The sequence below is a fragment of the Streptomyces lomondensis genome, assembly GCF_014651035.1.
Lineage (GTDB): Bacteria > Actinomycetota > Actinomycetes > Streptomycetales > Streptomycetaceae > Streptomyces > Streptomyces lomondensis.
Genome location: NZ_BMWC01000016.1, coordinates 89,091 through 103,573, shown reverse-complemented (window position 1 = coordinate 103,573; position 14,483 = coordinate 89,091). Strand labels below are relative to the sequence as shown.

The window sequence follows — 14,483 nt, the reverse complement described above, 5'->3', positions numbered from 1 at the left end:
GCGGCCGGCTCAGACGGCGGCGCGCATGCACACCCGGGGCCGGCGGTCCAGGCCGTGTTGGGCCTCCCTCGCGCGGATCGCGCGCAGGCCGGGCGTGAGGTCCCGCTCGTCCAGGGTGCGGAAGCCCAGGCGGGCGTAGTAGGGGGCGTTCCACGGGACCTCGGCGAAGGTGGTCAGCGTCAGCGCGGTCAGGCCCTCCTCGCGGGCGCGGCCGGCGGCGTACGCCAGCAGGGCCCGGCCCACGCCCTGGCGTGCGGCGCGCGGGTGGACCGAGACCTGCTCGATGTGCAGGGCGCCGTCCACGGGTTCGGCGACGAGGTAGGCGATCGGCCGGTCGCCCGCCTCGGTGGCGACCCAGCAGCGGCCCGCCCCGCGGTAGCGCTCCAGTACGTCGAGTCCCGGCGGCTCGTCGTCGGCGATCTCCGGCATGCCGAGGTCGCGGAAGAGGGCACCGGCGGCGCGCTCGATGTCCTGGAGGGCGGGGAGTTCGGCGGGGGCCGCCGGGCGGATGCGGAGGGGCATGCGGTGAGTATGGGACGCGGCGGGGTTCAGGGGGCCCGGTTTTTCGTGCCGGTCGCGGCCAGCGCGTGGGCCGGGGCGTTCACCGGGCGCGGGGTGCCGGTGAGGTCGAGGACGAACAGCGGGATCCCCAGGGCGTCGGAGCGGGCCCGGGCGTCGTCCGCGTATCCGGCGACGGAGAAGTAGAGGCAGTCCGCGGACTCCGTCATGGCCGTCAGCCACAGGCACTCCACGTCCCGCAGGGTCGCCGGACGCACCGCCGGGTCGACCTGCGCGACGACGCCGCGGGCGGCGAGGCCGATGCCGGACGGGGGCCGCTGGTCGGCGCGGCGGACGTCCCGGTAGCCCAGCCAGCGCAGATACAGCGCGGTGGCGGTGACGGCGTCGAGCGCGGTACGGATCGTCACGGACCGGAAGGGCGGCCTGCCGGCAGGAGCGGGAGGGGCAGGGGTGGAGGTGGCTGCGGTGTCCTGGCCTGCCAGGGCGTCCCCGTCCGCCACCGGTACCCGCAGCACCACCCCGCACGGGCACCCCAGCTCCGGCCGCGGCCACTCCCCGCGCCGCCCGCAGGACGCGCACCGCACCGTCACCCAGTCGTCCTGCCAGACCCGGTGCGCGACGGGCGTCGCCGCCCTGTGCCGGTCCAGCGGCGGGGCGACGGGCGCGCCGCACACGCACGGGTACGCCGGAGCCGTGTAGCGGTGCTCGCGGCGGCAGGCCGGGCAGCGCACCGGGACGGTCTCGGCCATGGCCACTCCAGAACCACGTCGCGTCGGGACAGCTTCCATCGTGCTCCCTCCGGCCCCCGCCTGTCCGCCGCTTGCCGACTCCGTCCCTTGACGGCCTTCGCCCACCCACTTACATTCATTCCAGATAGTAGAAAATACTTTCCGCAATACGGAAGAGCTCACCGCGGGGCGCGACGGGAGTGCGAATCCGACAGCCGAAGCAGGAGTACTCGATGGCTCGAATGACCGCTGCCCGCGCGGCAGTTGAGATCCTCAAGCGCGAGGGCGTCACCGACGCGTTCGGTGTCCCGGGCGCGGCGATCAACCCCTTCTACGCGGCGCTCAAGGCCTCCGGCGGCATCGCCCACACCCTCGCCCGGCACGTCGAGGGCGCCTCGCACATGGCCGAGGGCTACACCCGCACCCACCCGGGCAACATCGGCGTCTGCATCGGCACCTCCGGCCCCGCCGGCACCGACATGATCACCGGCCTGTACTCCGCGACCGGCGACTCCATCCCGATCCTGTGCATCACGGGCCAGGCCCCCACTGCCGTGATCCACAAGGAGGACTTCCAGGCCGTCGACATCGCCTCCATCGCCAAGCCGGTCACCAAGATGGCCGTGACCGTCCTGGAGGCCGCGCAGGTCCCGGGCGTCTTCCAACAGGCCTTCCACCTCATGCGGTCCGGCCGGCCCGGCCCGGTCCTCATCGACCTGCCGATCGACGTCCAGCTCACGGAGATCGAGTTCGACCCGGAGACCTACGAGCCGCTCCCGGTCTACAAGCCCGCCGCGACCCGCGCCCAGATCGAGAAGGCGATCGGGATGCTGAACGCCTCCGAGCGCCCGCTGATCGTCGCCGGCGGCGGCGTCATCAACGCCGACGCCGCCGAACTCCTCGTCGAGTTCGCCGAGTTGACCGGCACTCCGGTCGTCCCGACTCTCATGGGCTGGGGCGTCCTGCCCGACGACCACGAGCTGAACGCCGGCATGGTCGGCCTCCAGACCTCGCACCGCTACGGCAACGCGACCTTCCTGGAGTCCGACTTCGTCCTCGGCATCGGCAACCGCTGGGCAAACCGCCACACCGGCAAGCTCGACGTCTACACGGCCGGCCGGACGTTCGTCCACGTCGACATCGAGCCCACCCAGATCGGCAGGATCTTCGCGCCCGACTACGGCATCGCCTCCGACGCCAAGGCCGCCCTGGAGCTGTTCGTCGAGGTCGCGCGGGAGCTGAAGGCGGCCGGCCAGCTGCCCGACCGCTCCGCCTGGTCGGCTTCGGCACAGCAGAAGAAGGCGACCCTCCAGCGCCGTACGCACTTCGACGACATCCCGATCAAGCCGCAGCGCGTCTACGAGGAGATGAACAAGGTCTTCGGCCCGGAGACCCGGTACGTCTCCACCATCGGCCTCTCGCAGATCGCCGGCGCCCAGATGCTGCACGTCTACCGGCCCCGCCACTGGATCAACTGCGGTCAGGCCGGCCCGCTCGGCTGGACGATCCCGGCCGCGCTCGGCGTCGCCAAGGCCGACCCGGAGGCGTCCGTCGTCGCGCTCTCCGGCGACTACGACTTCCAGTTCATGATCGAGGAACTGGCCGTCGGCGCGCAGCACCGCATCCCGTACGTCCATGTCCTGGTGAACAACTCCTACCTGGGCCTGATCCGGCAGGCGCAGCGGGCGTTCGAGATCGACTTCCAGGTCAACCTGGAGTTCGAGAACCTCAACTCGCCCGAGCTCGGCGTCTACGGCGTCGACCACGTCAAGGTCGCCGAGGGCCTCGGCTGCAAGGCGATCCGGGTGACCGACCCGGCCGAGCTGGGCGCCGCCTTCGAGCAGGCCAGGAAGCTCGCCGCCGAGTACCGGGTCCCGGTCGTCGTCGAGGCGATCCTGGAGCGCGTCACCAACATCTCCATGTCGACGACCAACGACATCGGCAACGTCGTGGAGTTCGAGGAGCTCGCCACCGAGCCCGGCCACGCGCCGACCGCGATCAGGACGCTGAAGGTCTGACGCGTACACGGCCGAGGGGCGGTCCGTCTCTGGGACGGGCCGCCCCTCACGCGTTCACGCGTTCAGTTCCCGCCGCCTCCTCCGCATCCGCCTCCGCCTCCGCCGCAGTAGGCGTGGCCCGCACTTCCGCCTCCGCCTCCGTACGGACCGCGCGAGTGCTTGAGGAGGCTCTTGCCGCCCACCTCGGCCCTGCGGACCAGTCCGGCCCGCAGGGCGAAGCGCGGCACCAGCAGCCGCAGGGCCGCCTCGCCGTGCAGGGCGACCGCGAGCAGCCGGTCGTGGTCGCTCAGGCCGCGTCGGCTCGCGGGCAGCGGATGGCGCTGCCGCAGCTCCCGCACGTGGCGGCGGGCGGCGCGCGTGGGGCCGAGCAGCGGGTAGCGCAGCAGGCCTGCCTCGGCGAGGGGGATGCGCATGAGGGCCACCGCGAGCCGGATGTCCGGGTCCTTCACCAGGGTCCGCAGGCCGGCGGGCTCGCGCAGTGACCGGTGCACCGCCTCCGCCAGGGGAGACGGCGGCCGCTTCCCGGCCACGGCGTCCCCGATGCCCCTGCGTATCGTCCCCGGCAGGTCGGCCTCGGCCAGGCCCCGCAGATGCAGGTCCACCACGGCGACGGTGACGGCGGCCCGCGGGCCTTCCCCCAGCAGCGCTATCTCGTGCGGCTCCAGCCGGACCGCCGTACCGTCGCCCATGGCTTCACCCCCGTATCGGGGCCCGCCGCCCCCGTGCCGGCGGGCCCCGTGTGTCGAGAATGTGCCCGGCCCCGGGGGCGGTTGAAGCCCCCGGGGCCGGGTTCAGAGGTTGATTTGAGGGTGCCGTACGGGGTGTACGACCGCTGCCGTACGCGCTCAGGACTCGTGGTGCTCCGACAGCCCGGGCCAGTCGTCCGGGCCGCCGCCCTGCCACTCGACGAGGTCGCTCTCCTCGACGTCCGTCACGTAGAGATCGGCCAGGCGCAGGATCTCCGCCACGTCGTCGACGTGCGTGGCGATCCCCAGGGGCTCCTCGCCCAGGGTGACCCGGCGGGATCCGTCCAGGGCGGGGGCGTGGACCACGACATGCGGGTGCTCGGTTGGATGTGCCATGCCTTCAGGCTGCTTCGGACGGAACCGTTCCGCACCCTGAGCGGGCTGGCCGTCCGGCGGCGCGAGGCTGGGCGCGACAGGACGTTCGCGCCGCCGGACGGGGTCTGGGGAGGGTGGGTACTGGGACCGCGGCGGGTGCGACGGAGCCGGAGCGGGCTTCCCTCGGGTCGAGAAGCCGGTCCCGGTCCTTCACCACCGCACTGGCTCACACGCCGCCGCGGTCCGCGCAGCCCTGCCCGCGTCCGTGCCCGGGGCGACCACCCCTCATCCGGGTCGGTCCCGGGCGGTCGGACGCGGTCAGGGAGTTCAGTCCTCGCGCAGGACGCGGACCGCCTCCTCCACGCGCCGCCCGTACTCGGGGTCGGCGGCGCAGAAGTGCGCGAGGTTCTTCTCGATCACGTCGTCGCGGGAGACCTGGGAGAGGCCGCCGGCGATGTTCGCGACCAGGCGGGACCTCTCCTCGCCGGACATCAGCCGGTACAGCTCGCCGGCCTGGAAGAAGTCGTCGTCCTTGGTGTGGAGAGGCGCCTCGTGGGTGCCCGTGTGGCCGGACACCGCCAGCGGCGCCGACAGCGGGCGGCCGGTCTCCACCGGGCCGTCGTAGGAGTTCGGTTCGTAGTTCTTCGCGTGCCGGCCCTGGGCGTTGGTCGCCATGAAGCCGTCCCGGCCGTAGTTCTCGGCGGTCGTGGCCCGGGGCGCGTTGACGGCCAGCTGCGTGTGGTTGACGCCCAGGCGATAGCGGTGGGCGTCGGCGTAGGCGAACAGGCGGCCCTGGAGCATCTTGTCGGGCGAGGGGCCGATGCCCGGCACGAAGTTGTTCGGGGAGAACGCGGCCTGCTCGACCTCGGCGAAGACGTTGTCCGGGTTGCGGTCCAGCACCAGCCGGCCCACGCGCCGCAGCGGGTAGTCGCCGTGCGGCCAGACCTTGGTCAGGTCGAACGGGTTGAAGCGGTAGCCGGCCGCCTCGGCCGCCGGCATGAGCTGGATGTACAGGGTCCACGACGGGTGCACGCCCCGCTCGATCGCCTGGAGCAGGTCCGTCTGGTGGGAGTTGGGGTCCTTGCCCGCGAGCTCCGCGGCCTGCTCGCTGCTGAGGCAGCGGATGCCCTGGTTGGTCTTGAAGTGGTACTTGACGAAGAAGGCCTCGCCCGCGCTGTTCGTCCACTGGTAGGTGTGCGAGCCGTAGCCGTTCATGTGCCGGTACGAGGCGGGGATGCCCCGGTCGCCCATCAGCCAGGTCACCTGGTGCGTGGCCTCGGGGGAGTGCGCCCAGAAGTCCCAGACGTTGTCCGGCTCCTGACGGCCCGTGAACGGGTCGCGCTTCTGCGAGTGGATGAAGTCGGGGAACTTGATGGGGTCCTTGATGAAGAACACCGGCGTGTTGTTCCCGACGAGGTCGTAATTGCCCTCCCCGGTGTAGAACTTGACCGCGAAACCGCGCGGGTCGCGCACCGCGTCCGCGCCGCCGAGCGAGTCGGCCACGGTGGAGAAGCGGACGAACACCTCGGTGCGCCTGCCGACGGAGCTCAGGAAGTCGGCGTGCGTGAAGTCCGTGACGTCGTCGGTGACTTCGAAGTGGCCGTACGCGCCCGAGCCGCGGGCGTGCACCACGCGCTCCGGGATGCGCTCGCGGTTGAAGCGCGCGAGCTTCTCCAGCAGGTGCTGGTCCTGGAGCAGAAGCGGGCCGCCGACGCCGGCGGTGGCGGAGTTCTGGTTGTCGGCGACGGGGGCGCCGGACTCGGTGGTGAGCACGCGCTGCGACATCGTGACCTTCCGTACGAGAGGGCAGCGGAAAAGTGTTTCCGCTTTGTGGAGCCTAGGGTCGGGGCGAGCGGAGCGTCAACAGTTTGTTGAATTGGTGGGCATGGGTGGGCCGGGCGGCGCCGCCCCTCTGGGCGCGACAGGACAGGTGTCAGCGGCGGCGCCGCCCGGGGTATCGGGGTACGGACCTCAGACCTGCGCGCCGGACAGCCGCTCCACGGCCCGCAGCAGCGCCGAGTGGTCCAGGCCGCCGTCGCCCTGCGCGCGCAGGGACGCGACCAGCTGGGCGACCACGGCGCCGACGGGCAGGGCCGCGCCGACGGTGCGGGCGGCGTCCGTGACGATGCTCATGTCCTTGTGGTGCAGGTCGATGCGGAAGCCCGGCTTGAAGTCGCGGTTCAGGAAGTTGTCCTTCTTCCGCGTCAGCACGGTGGAGCCCGCGAGGCCGCCGTTGAGGACGTCCAGGGCCGCCTTCAGGTCCACGCCGGACTTCTCCAGGAAGACCACGGCCTCGGCGCACGCCTGGATGTTGACGGCGACGATCAGCTGGTTGGCGGCCTTCACGGTCTGTCCGGAGCCGTGCGGACCGCACAGCACGATGGTCTTGCCGAGCGCCTCGAAGATCGGCTCGGCCTGGTCGAAGTCGGCCTGTTCGCCGCCGACCATGATGGACAGCACGGCCTCGATGGCACCGGCCTCACCGCCGGACACCGGGGCGTCCAGCACCCTGATGCCCTTGTCCTTGGCCGCCTTCGCCAGGTCGACCGAGGTCTGCGGGGTGATCGAGGACATGTCGATCAGCAGCGCGCCGGACCGCGCGTTCTCCAGGATGCCGTCGGGGCCGTAGGCGATGGCCTCGACCTGCGGGGAGGCCGGCACCATCGTGATGACGACGTCGGCGTCCCGCACGGCCTCGGCGATCGACCCGGCGGCCGTGCCGCCGGCGGCGGCCAGCCGGTCCAGCTTCTCCCGCTCCAGCGTGAAGCCGGTGACGTCGTAACCCGCCTTGATCAGGTTCTCGGACATGGGGGAGCCCATGATGCCGAGGCCGATCCAGGCGATCTTGGGGAGGGAGTTGCTCATGATGGGGTGCCTTTCGGTACAGGGGGCAGCGGGTCAGCGGGGCAGCCAGCCGAAGGTCTCGGCGCTCGGGCGCTCGCCCGGCTTGTACTCGAGGCCGACCCAGCCGTCGTAACCCGCCTTCCTCAGCTGGTCGAGGAGGTCTTCGAGGGGGAGCGAGCCCGTGCCCGGCGCGCCGCGGCCCGGGTTGTCGGCGATCTGGACGTGGCTTGTCTTCGCGGCGTACCGCTCGATCACCGCCGGGAGGTCCTCGCCGTTCATGGACAGGTGGTAGAGGTCCATGAGGAAGCGGGCGTTGCCCAGCCCCGTCGCCTCGTTGACCTTGTCGACGACGCCCACGGCGGCCGGGGCCGACACCAGCGGGTAGCGCGGTGACTCGGGCCGGTTCAGCGCCTCGATCAGCAGCACCGCGCCGATCCGGTCGGCCGCCCGCGCCGCCAGGGCCAGGTTCTCCAGCGCCAGCGCGTCCTGCTCGGCCGGGTCCACGCCCTCGACGCGGTTGCCGTACAGGGCGTTGAGCGCCCGGCAGCCCAGGGCGGCGGCGAAGCCGGCGGCCACGTCGATGTTGGCGCGGAACCGCTCCGACTCCTCGCCGGGCACCGACAGGGCGCCGCGGTCCGGGCCCGGGAGCTGCCCGGCGTAGAAGTTCAGTCCGGTGAGCTGTACGCCCGCGTCCTCGATCGCCCGCTTCAGGGCGTCGAGCTCGGACCGCTCCGGCGTGGGCGAGTCGACCCAGGGCCACCACAGCTCGACCGCGGTGAAGCCGGCCGCGGCGGCGGCCGCGGGGCGCTCCAGGAGCGGGAGTTCCGTGAAGAGGATCGACAGGTTGACGTTGAAGCGCTGGTCTGCGAATCCCATCGGGGGCGGCGCTCCCTTCCTGGTAGTTCAGTAATTCCGTATCGCGGAATCATGTTTCTGCGTAATGGAAGATTGCCTGTGGCTGGGAAGGACTGTCAAGAGCACGCACGAAAAAGCGCCCCCGCGCGGGGGCGCGGGGGCGCATCGGCAGGGAAGGTTCACAGCGCGTCGACGGCGCTCACCTTCCAGCCCTCGGAGGTGCGGGTCAGTGTCATGCGCACCCGGTTCAGGTCCACCCGCGACCCCGTGACCTGGGTGCTCCGGGTGACCTGGTTGACGAAGAGCAGGACGACCGCCCGGTCCGCCGAGGCGGACACGACGGAGGCCGCCGGGGCGCCGCCGCCTGCGGGTTCCGCGACCGTCGCCTTCACCACCCCGTGGTACTTCCTCGCGGTCGGCCCGACCACGGCCTTGGTGGTCCTGCGGTACTCGTCGCCGAACTTCCCGGTCAGATGCGTGCGCGCCCGGGCGAAGTCGCGCTCCAGATGCCGGTAGTCGTACGACAGGACGACCGGCGCCGCCGCCCGGGCCGCCGCGAGGGCCTGCTGCCGGGCCTGCCCGGCCTGCCGTCCGTCCAGGTACTGCCGGCCGAGCACGGCGGCGGCGACCAGGCCCGCCAGGAGCAGGACGGCGAGCACGAGGGTGAGCGGCCTCCGCCATGGGCGCGGCGCTCGCACGGCCGTGTCGCCCGCGTCGGCCGTGTCGGCCACGTCGGCGGGCTCGGCCGGTTCGGCCGCCGCCACGGCCTCGGCGAACTCCGGCGACGGCTCGGGCGGGTCGTCCCAGCCGTCGTCCGGCGCCTCGACGAGCAGGGTCCGCCCGGACAGCCGCCGCTCCGGCGCCGCGCGCTCGGTACGTTCCACGCGCTCGGTACGTTCCGTCGGCTCCCCACGCTGCGTGCGCTTGGCCGCCGCGCGGGCGGCCGCGGTCATGGTGCGGCGGGCGGGGGAGCCGGCGCCGCGGCCTCGGGTGGTCGGATTCGCCACGGTCTGTCTCCTCGGAGCCTCGATGCTGGACGGGTGGTCAGCCGACGAACTCGACGTCGGAGGTCAGCCAGCGGCCGCCCTCCAGGACGAGGTCGAGTTGCAGCCGGTACGTGCGTGCCTCCCCCTTGGGCACGGCGGTGTTGGTCACCTTGCTGTCGGCGACCACCAGGACCCGGGCCGACCGCGCGTCCGAGCGCACCAGGCCCGCTTCGAGGACCTGGCCCTCGGACACCGACTTGTTCTGCGCGACGAGCTTGGTCAGCTCCTGGGTCTGCGCGGCGAACTGCTTCCTGAAGTCGCCCGTGGCGCCCTTCAGGACGTTGCCGCTGTCGCGGTCGTAGTGCCGGTAGTCGAGCGAGGTGAAGTTCAGCGCCGACTGCCGGGCCGCCGCCAGAATGTCCTGGCGGCGCTGCTCGGCCGCGCGCTGCTCCCGCACCTGGAAGCCCAGCCAGAGGGCCGACGCCGTGGTCAGGACCGTCGCCACGACGAGCCCCGCCGACAGCGCCCGCCGGCGGCCGGCGGCCGGCGTGGTGCGGTCCCCGGCGGGCGACGCCGTGGGGCGACGGGTGTCCGCCCGTCCGGCGATCAGCCGCCGCACCGGTCGTACGGCCCGCGCGAGCGGGCCATCGGTCAGCGGGCGCGGGCCACCGGTCAGCGGGCGCGGGCCCCCGCTCATGCCATCGGTCCGACGAGCAGCCATTGCCACGAGTCCTTTCCGAACACGGTCTGTTCGCCGCCCGTCGAGCCGATCTCGACGGGCGTTCCGTCCGGGCCGGTGGCGGTACCGGTCTCCGGGTCGTACGGGGCGACGTACGCCGCCCGGTCGGCGCCGCTGGAGCGGCCGGAGGCGCCGGGGGCGTTCTGGGCGCCGCGCACCGAGGTGTCGCTGCCGCGCGGGGCGGTGCAGCGCGCGTCGGTGTTCGCCGGGCGCCTGCTGGTGTCCGCGGGGTCGCGCCGCCGCGTGTCGTAGCCCTGGGTGCAGGCCGGCGGGTCGTCGGCGTTGAGGACGAGGCCGAAGTGGGTGGTCCCGTCGCCGGGGATGACGGTGTGGCTGCCCGCGACCACCACCGGGAAGGTGACCAGGGCCTGCTCCACGCCGGGCAGCCGGGCCAGCGTGACCTGGCCGCCGCTGATGAGGTTGGCCAGCAGCACCGGCAGGTCCGGCCGGAGGGACTTCAGCAGCGAGTTGACCTCCGTCCCGGCGGGCGGCGTGTTGCCGATCAGCCGGCGCAGGTCCCCGTCGCTCGACTTCAACTGGGCGGTGAGCGTGGCCAGATCGCGGGAGAACGACTTGATGGACGAGCCCTGGTCGGCCTGCGTCTTGAGGACCCTGCGCGAGTCCTCGATGAGCGAGATCGTCTCCGGGAGCGAGTCGGACGCCGACTCGACGAGCGCGTTGCCCGAGTCCACCAGCCGGCTCAGCCGCGGCCCCGTCCCGGCGAAGGCGTCGCCCAGCTCGTCGACGGTGATCCGCAGATCGTCCTTCCCGACGGAGTTCACCAGCCGGTCCAGGCTGACGACCATGTCCGTGACGGGCAGCGGCACACGGGTGCGGTCGCGCGGGATCGTACTGCCGTCCAGCAGGTACGGGCCGCTCGTGCGGCGCGGTTGCAGGTCGACGTACTGCTCGCCCACCGCCGAGCGGTTCGCCACCACCGCCAGCGTGTCCGAGGGGATGCGCGGCGCGCCGTCCTCGATGTCCAGGGCCACCGAGACCCCGGAACCGGACAGCCGCAGCTCGCCCACGCGGCCCACCGGCACGCCGCGGTAGGTGACCTCGGCGCCGGAGAAGATGCCGCCGGAGTCGGCGAAGTCGGCCCGCACGGTGTAGCCCCGGTCGAGCAGGCCGTCCACCAGGCCGGTGTACTCGGCGCCGACGTACGACACGCCGACGGCGGTGACGGTGGCGAAGGCGAGCAGCTGGGCCTTGACCGTACGCGTGATCACGGCTGTATCCCCTTCAGCAGGAGCTCCGCCAGATCGAGGTCGATCCCCGGCGGGAGGCGGTGGGAGCCGGCCGGAGGGCCGTAGGCCGCGGTGCACACCGGCGGGCACAGCGGATCGCCGTCCGAGGGGGACGAGGGGGCCGAGGGCTCGACGGGCGTGTCCGGCAGGTCCGGGGTGTCCGGCACGGTCGGTGCCGGGACCGGCGGCACGTCCGGCAGCTCGGGCAGCGCCGGCAGATCCGGCGCGTCGGGCAGGTCCGGGGCCTTCGGTCCGCCGGAGTCGCCGCCGCCGTCGCCGGGCTTCTCGGTGAGGTTGCCGTAGATGCCCGCCAGGTCCAGGTCGGCGGTCACCCTGAGGTTCACGTAGTCGCCCTTGACGGCGTCCACCGCGTTGCGCGGGAACGGGTAGGTCGTCAGCAGCTCCAGGGAGTTGGGCAGGTCGTCGCCCGCCTTGTTCAGCTGCTGCAGGATGGGGCGGAGCTGCTTCAGGTTCGCGACCGTGTCGTCCCGCGAGGCGTTGACCACCTTCGTGCCCGTCTTCCCGAGCTTCGACAGGGCGGTGAGCATCTTCGTCAGGTCGCGCCGCTGGTCGGCGAGGACCTTCAGCGCGGGCGGCATGGTGTCGACGGCCGTGGCGATGGTCTTCTTCTCCTTCGCGAGGCGCTTGGCCAGCCGGTCGATGCCCTTGAGCGCCCGGACGATGTCCGCGCGCTGGTCGTCCAGGCCGCCGATGAACGTGTTGAGTTCCTTGAGCAGCGACTTGACCCGGTTCTCGCGGCCCTCCAGGGCCTTGTTCAGCTCCACGGTGATCGTCTTGAGCTGGGCCACGCCGCCGCCGTTGAGGAGGGCGGAGAGGGCGGACAGCACCTCCTCGATCTCCGCGTTGCGGCCGCTGCGGGACAGCGGGATCAGGTCGCCGTCCCGGAGCCGGCCGGCGGGTGCGGTGCCCGGCGGGGCGGACAGCGCCACGTACTTCTCGCCGAGCATGCTGGTCTGCCGCAGCTCGGCGACCGCGTTGCCGGGCAGCTTCACATGGTCGGCGACCCGCAGCCGGACCCGGGCGTGCCAGCCGTCCAGCTCGACCTTCTCGACGGCACCCACCGTGACCTCGTCGACCTTGACCGCGGACTGCGGCACCAGGTCCAGGACGTCCCGGAACTCGACCGTGACGTGGTAGGCACGGCCGTCCGCGGCGGCGCCGCCGGGCAGCGGCACGTCGTACCAGCCGTTGAACTCGCAGCCGGTCAGCAGCAGCGAACCGGCCGCCGTCCAGGCGACCAGCCGGCTCCTGCGCGGCAGGCTCATGCGCGGCAGGCTCATGCGCGGCCCTCCAGGATTCCGCCGAGGCTCCGGTCGACCGTCCCGGTGCTCGGCACCGCCGGGGCCTTCGGCACCTCGGGCAGGGAGTCGAAGAGTTTCCTCAGCTCGGCGCAGTCGGGGTTCTTCCCGCCCTCGTCGCCGGTGGTCCTCAGCAGGGAGCACAGCAGGGCGGCCGGGTCCTGCGGATGCTGCGGGTTGTTGCGGGTGTCGAGGGTGCCGGCGGCCGGGTTGTAGGCGTTCTGGAGGTTGGACAGCCCGGTGGGCGCCACCTCCAACAGCTCCTCCAGAGCGGCCCGTTGGGTGACGAGCACCTTGGTGACCTTGCTCAGGCCCTTGACGTCCGCGGCCAGTGTCTTCTTGTTCTTCCGCACGAAGTCGGCCACGTCACCGAGCGCCTTGGCCAGGTACTTCAGCGCCGCCGCGAGGTCCTTGCGCTCCCCGGCCAGCTGCCCGGCCACCTCGGCGAGACTCTTGTTGAACGACCGCACGCCCTTGTCGTCGGCGGCCAGCGCGGCTGTGAAGACCTGGAGGTTGCGCACGGTGCCGAACAGGTCGCCGCGGCCGTCGGACAGCGTGGTGACCGCCTGGGAGAGGTCGTCGACCGTCTGGTTCAGGTTCTTGCCCTGCCCTTCGAGGTTGTCCGCGCTCACGCCCAGCAGCCGCGCCAGGGAACCGTCCTTGTTCGCGCCCTTCGGGCCGAGCGCCTCGGACGTGGTGTGCAGGCTGTCGAAGATCCGGTCCAGCTCGACCGGGACGGCGGTGCGCGACTCGGGGATGACGGCCCCGTCCCGCAGCACCGGGCCCTTGCGGTACACCGGCAACAGCTGCACGTAACGGTCGCTGACCACCGAGGAGTTGATGATCGCCGCCTGCGCGTCGGCCGGGACCCTCTGGGCCTTGTCGTACTCCAGCTCGACCCGCACCCGGCCGCCCTCGGGCGTGATGCTCCTGACCTCGCCGATGCGGACGCCGAGGACGCGCACGTCCGAGCCGGGGTAGATGCCGACGGTGCGCGGGAAGTACGCCGTGACCCGGACCGGGTCGGACTGCGGCCACAGCACCACGCCGAGCGCGGCGGCGACCGCGAGCGCGGTGAGCAGCGCGACGGCCTTGAGACGTCCGGTCATCGGGTGCCTCCCGTGCGGGGCACCACCGGAGCGGCCACCAGGTTCTGGACGTAGGAGTCGAACCAGCGGCCGTTGCCGAGGGTGTTGCTGAAGACCCGCACGTACGGGGCGAGCAGCCGCACGCTGCGGTCCAGGCTCTTCTGGTTGCGTTCGAGCATCGCGACGAACGTGTTCAGGCCCTTCAGGGCGGGCCCGATCTCCTCGCGGTTGTCCTCGACCAGGCCGGAGAGCTGGATGCCGAGCGCGGCGGAGCTCTTGAGCAGCTTGTGGATCGCGGCGCGCCGCTTGCTGATCTCCTTGAACAGCTTGTCGCCGTCCTCGACCAGTGCGGAGAAGTCCTCGGACCGTTCGGCCAGCACCCCGGTGACCCCGTTCGCGTGGTCGAGGAGCTCGCGCAGCGCCTTGTCGCGCGAGGCCACCGTCCGGGAGATCCGCGACAGGCCCTTGATGGAGGCCCGTACTTCGGCGGGCGAGTCCTGGAAGGTGGTGGAGATGGTGTCCAGCGCCTTCGCGAGCCGCTGCGTGTCGACCTCCTCGGTCGTGGTCGTCAGGTCGCTGAACGCCTGCACGACGTCGTACGCCGAGACGGTCCGCCGCAGCGGGATCTCGCTCCCCGGCTCCAACTGGCCCGGCCCCTCGGGGTGCAGGGCGAGGTACTTCGCGCCGAGGATCGTCTTGACCCGGATGGACGCGCCGGTGCCGGTGCCGAACCGCGGATCGCCCTTGACCTTGAACGTGACCTTGACGTGGTCGCCGTCCAGGCCGACCTCCTCGACCTTGCCGACCTTGACCCCGGCGATCCGCACCTCGTCGCCCGGCTTGAGCCCGCCCGCCTCCGAGAAGGCCGCGCTGTATCGCGCGCCGCCGCCGATCAGCGGCAGGCTGTCGGCGTTGAACGCGGCGAGGGTCAGCAGCGCCAGGGCGGTGAGGCCGGCGGCGCCGATCACCACGGGATTGCGGTCGCGGAACGCCTTCGCACGCGGCCGGCGCAGCCGCAGGCGCGGCAGCCCCGGCAGTTTCGGCGGCATGATCCGCACCTTCATCAAGGGCTCGGGGCG

General features: G+C 72.3%; 14 protein-coding genes. 1 reads left to right on the top strand and 13 read right to left on the bottom strand.

Annotated features, from left to right (window positions below):
- Positions 1-9: 9 nt before the first annotated feature.
- Entirely contained in the window at positions 10-522 is a 513-nt protein-coding gene (locus IE255_RS35310) for a GNAT family N-acetyltransferase (RefSeq protein ID WP_190054501.1), read from the bottom strand.
- Between the two features lie 26 nt (positions 523-548).
- Positions 549-1,268 (bottom strand): hypothetical protein, encoded by a 720-nt coding sequence (locus tag IE255_RS35305; RefSeq protein WP_190054500.1) that lies wholly within the window; start codon positions 1,266-1,268, stop codon positions 549-551.
- A 212-nt stretch (positions 1,269-1,480) separates the two neighbouring features.
- Between IE255_RS35305 and gcl the strand changes: the two genes are divergently transcribed.
- Positions 1,481-3,265: a glyoxylate carboligase gene (gene gcl / locus IE255_RS35300; protein WP_190054499.1), complete on the top strand. Its 1,785-nt coding sequence runs from the start codon at positions 1,481-1,483 to the stop codon at positions 3,263-3,265.
- A 62-nt stretch (positions 3,266-3,327) separates the two neighbouring features.
- On the opposite strand, the gene IE255_RS35295 is transcribed toward gcl, so the two are convergent.
- The 11 genes from IE255_RS35295 to IE255_RS35245 all read right to left on the bottom strand — a co-directional run bounded on the left by IE255_RS35295 (position 3,328) and on the right by IE255_RS35245 (position 14,453).
- The gene (locus IE255_RS35295) at positions 3,328-3,954 is read right to left on the bottom strand and encodes a TIGR04222 domain-containing membrane protein (RefSeq protein WP_190054498.1); all 627 of its coding nucleotides are present in this window, start codon (positions 3,952-3,954) and stop codon (positions 3,328-3,330) included.
- A 156-nt stretch (positions 3,955-4,110) separates the two neighbouring features.
- Positions 4,111-4,347 carry a hypothetical protein gene (locus tag IE255_RS35290; protein WP_190054497.1) on the bottom strand — a complete coding sequence of 79 codons (237 nt, stop codon included), beginning with the start codon at positions 4,345-4,347 and terminating at the stop codon, positions 4,111-4,113.
- Positions 4,348-4,653: 306 nt separating this feature from the next.
- The gene (locus IE255_RS35285) at positions 4,654-6,111 is read right to left on the bottom strand and encodes a catalase (protein ID WP_190054496.1); all 1,458 of its coding nucleotides are present in this window, start codon (positions 6,109-6,111) and stop codon (positions 4,654-4,656) included.
- A gap of 186 nt (positions 6,112-6,297) precedes the next feature.
- The gene (locus IE255_RS35280; RefSeq protein WP_190054495.1) at positions 6,298-7,191 is read right to left on the bottom strand and encodes a 2-hydroxy-3-oxopropionate reductase; all 894 of its coding nucleotides are present in this window, start codon (positions 7,189-7,191) and stop codon (positions 6,298-6,300) included.
- 33 nt (positions 7,192-7,224) lie between these two features.
- On the bottom strand, positions 7,225-8,046 hold the full coding sequence (locus tag IE255_RS35275) for a TIM barrel protein (protein ID WP_190054494.1): 822 nt from the start codon (positions 8,044-8,046) through the stop codon (positions 7,225-7,227).
- Between the two features lie 158 nt (positions 8,047-8,204).
- On the bottom strand, positions 8,205-9,032 hold the full coding sequence (locus IE255_RS35270; RefSeq protein ID WP_190054493.1) for a hypothetical protein: 828 nt from the start codon (positions 9,030-9,032) through the stop codon (positions 8,205-8,207).
- A gap of 37 nt (positions 9,033-9,069) precedes the next feature.
- Positions 9,070-9,708 carry an Rv1363c family protein gene (locus tag IE255_RS35265; RefSeq protein ID WP_229906736.1) on the bottom strand — a complete coding sequence of 213 codons (639 nt, stop codon included), beginning with the start codon at positions 9,706-9,708 and terminating at the stop codon, positions 9,070-9,072.
- Positions 9,705-10,979, bottom strand: a complete 1,275-nt coding sequence (locus tag IE255_RS35260; RefSeq protein ID WP_190054492.1) for an MCE family protein — start codon at positions 10,977-10,979, stop codon at positions 9,705-9,707. Before IE255_RS35260 ends, IE255_RS35265 begins: the two co-directional genes overlap by 4 nt.
- Positions 10,976-12,298 (bottom strand): MCE family protein, encoded by a 1,323-nt coding sequence (locus tag IE255_RS35255; protein ID WP_229906735.1) that lies wholly within the window; start codon positions 12,296-12,298, stop codon positions 10,976-10,978. The genes IE255_RS35260 and IE255_RS35255 overlap by 4 nt, the downstream gene beginning before the upstream one ends.
- Positions 12,295-13,425, bottom strand: a complete 1,131-nt coding sequence (locus IE255_RS35250; RefSeq protein WP_190054491.1) for an MCE family protein — start codon at positions 13,423-13,425, stop codon at positions 12,295-12,297. The genes IE255_RS35255 and IE255_RS35250 overlap by 4 nt, the downstream gene beginning before the upstream one ends.
- On the bottom strand, positions 13,422-14,453 hold the full coding sequence (locus IE255_RS35245) for an MCE family protein (protein WP_372487596.1): 1,032 nt from the start codon (positions 14,451-14,453) through the stop codon (positions 13,422-13,424). Before IE255_RS35245 ends, IE255_RS35250 begins: the two co-directional genes overlap by 4 nt.
- Positions 14,454-14,483 lie beyond the last annotated feature (30 nt).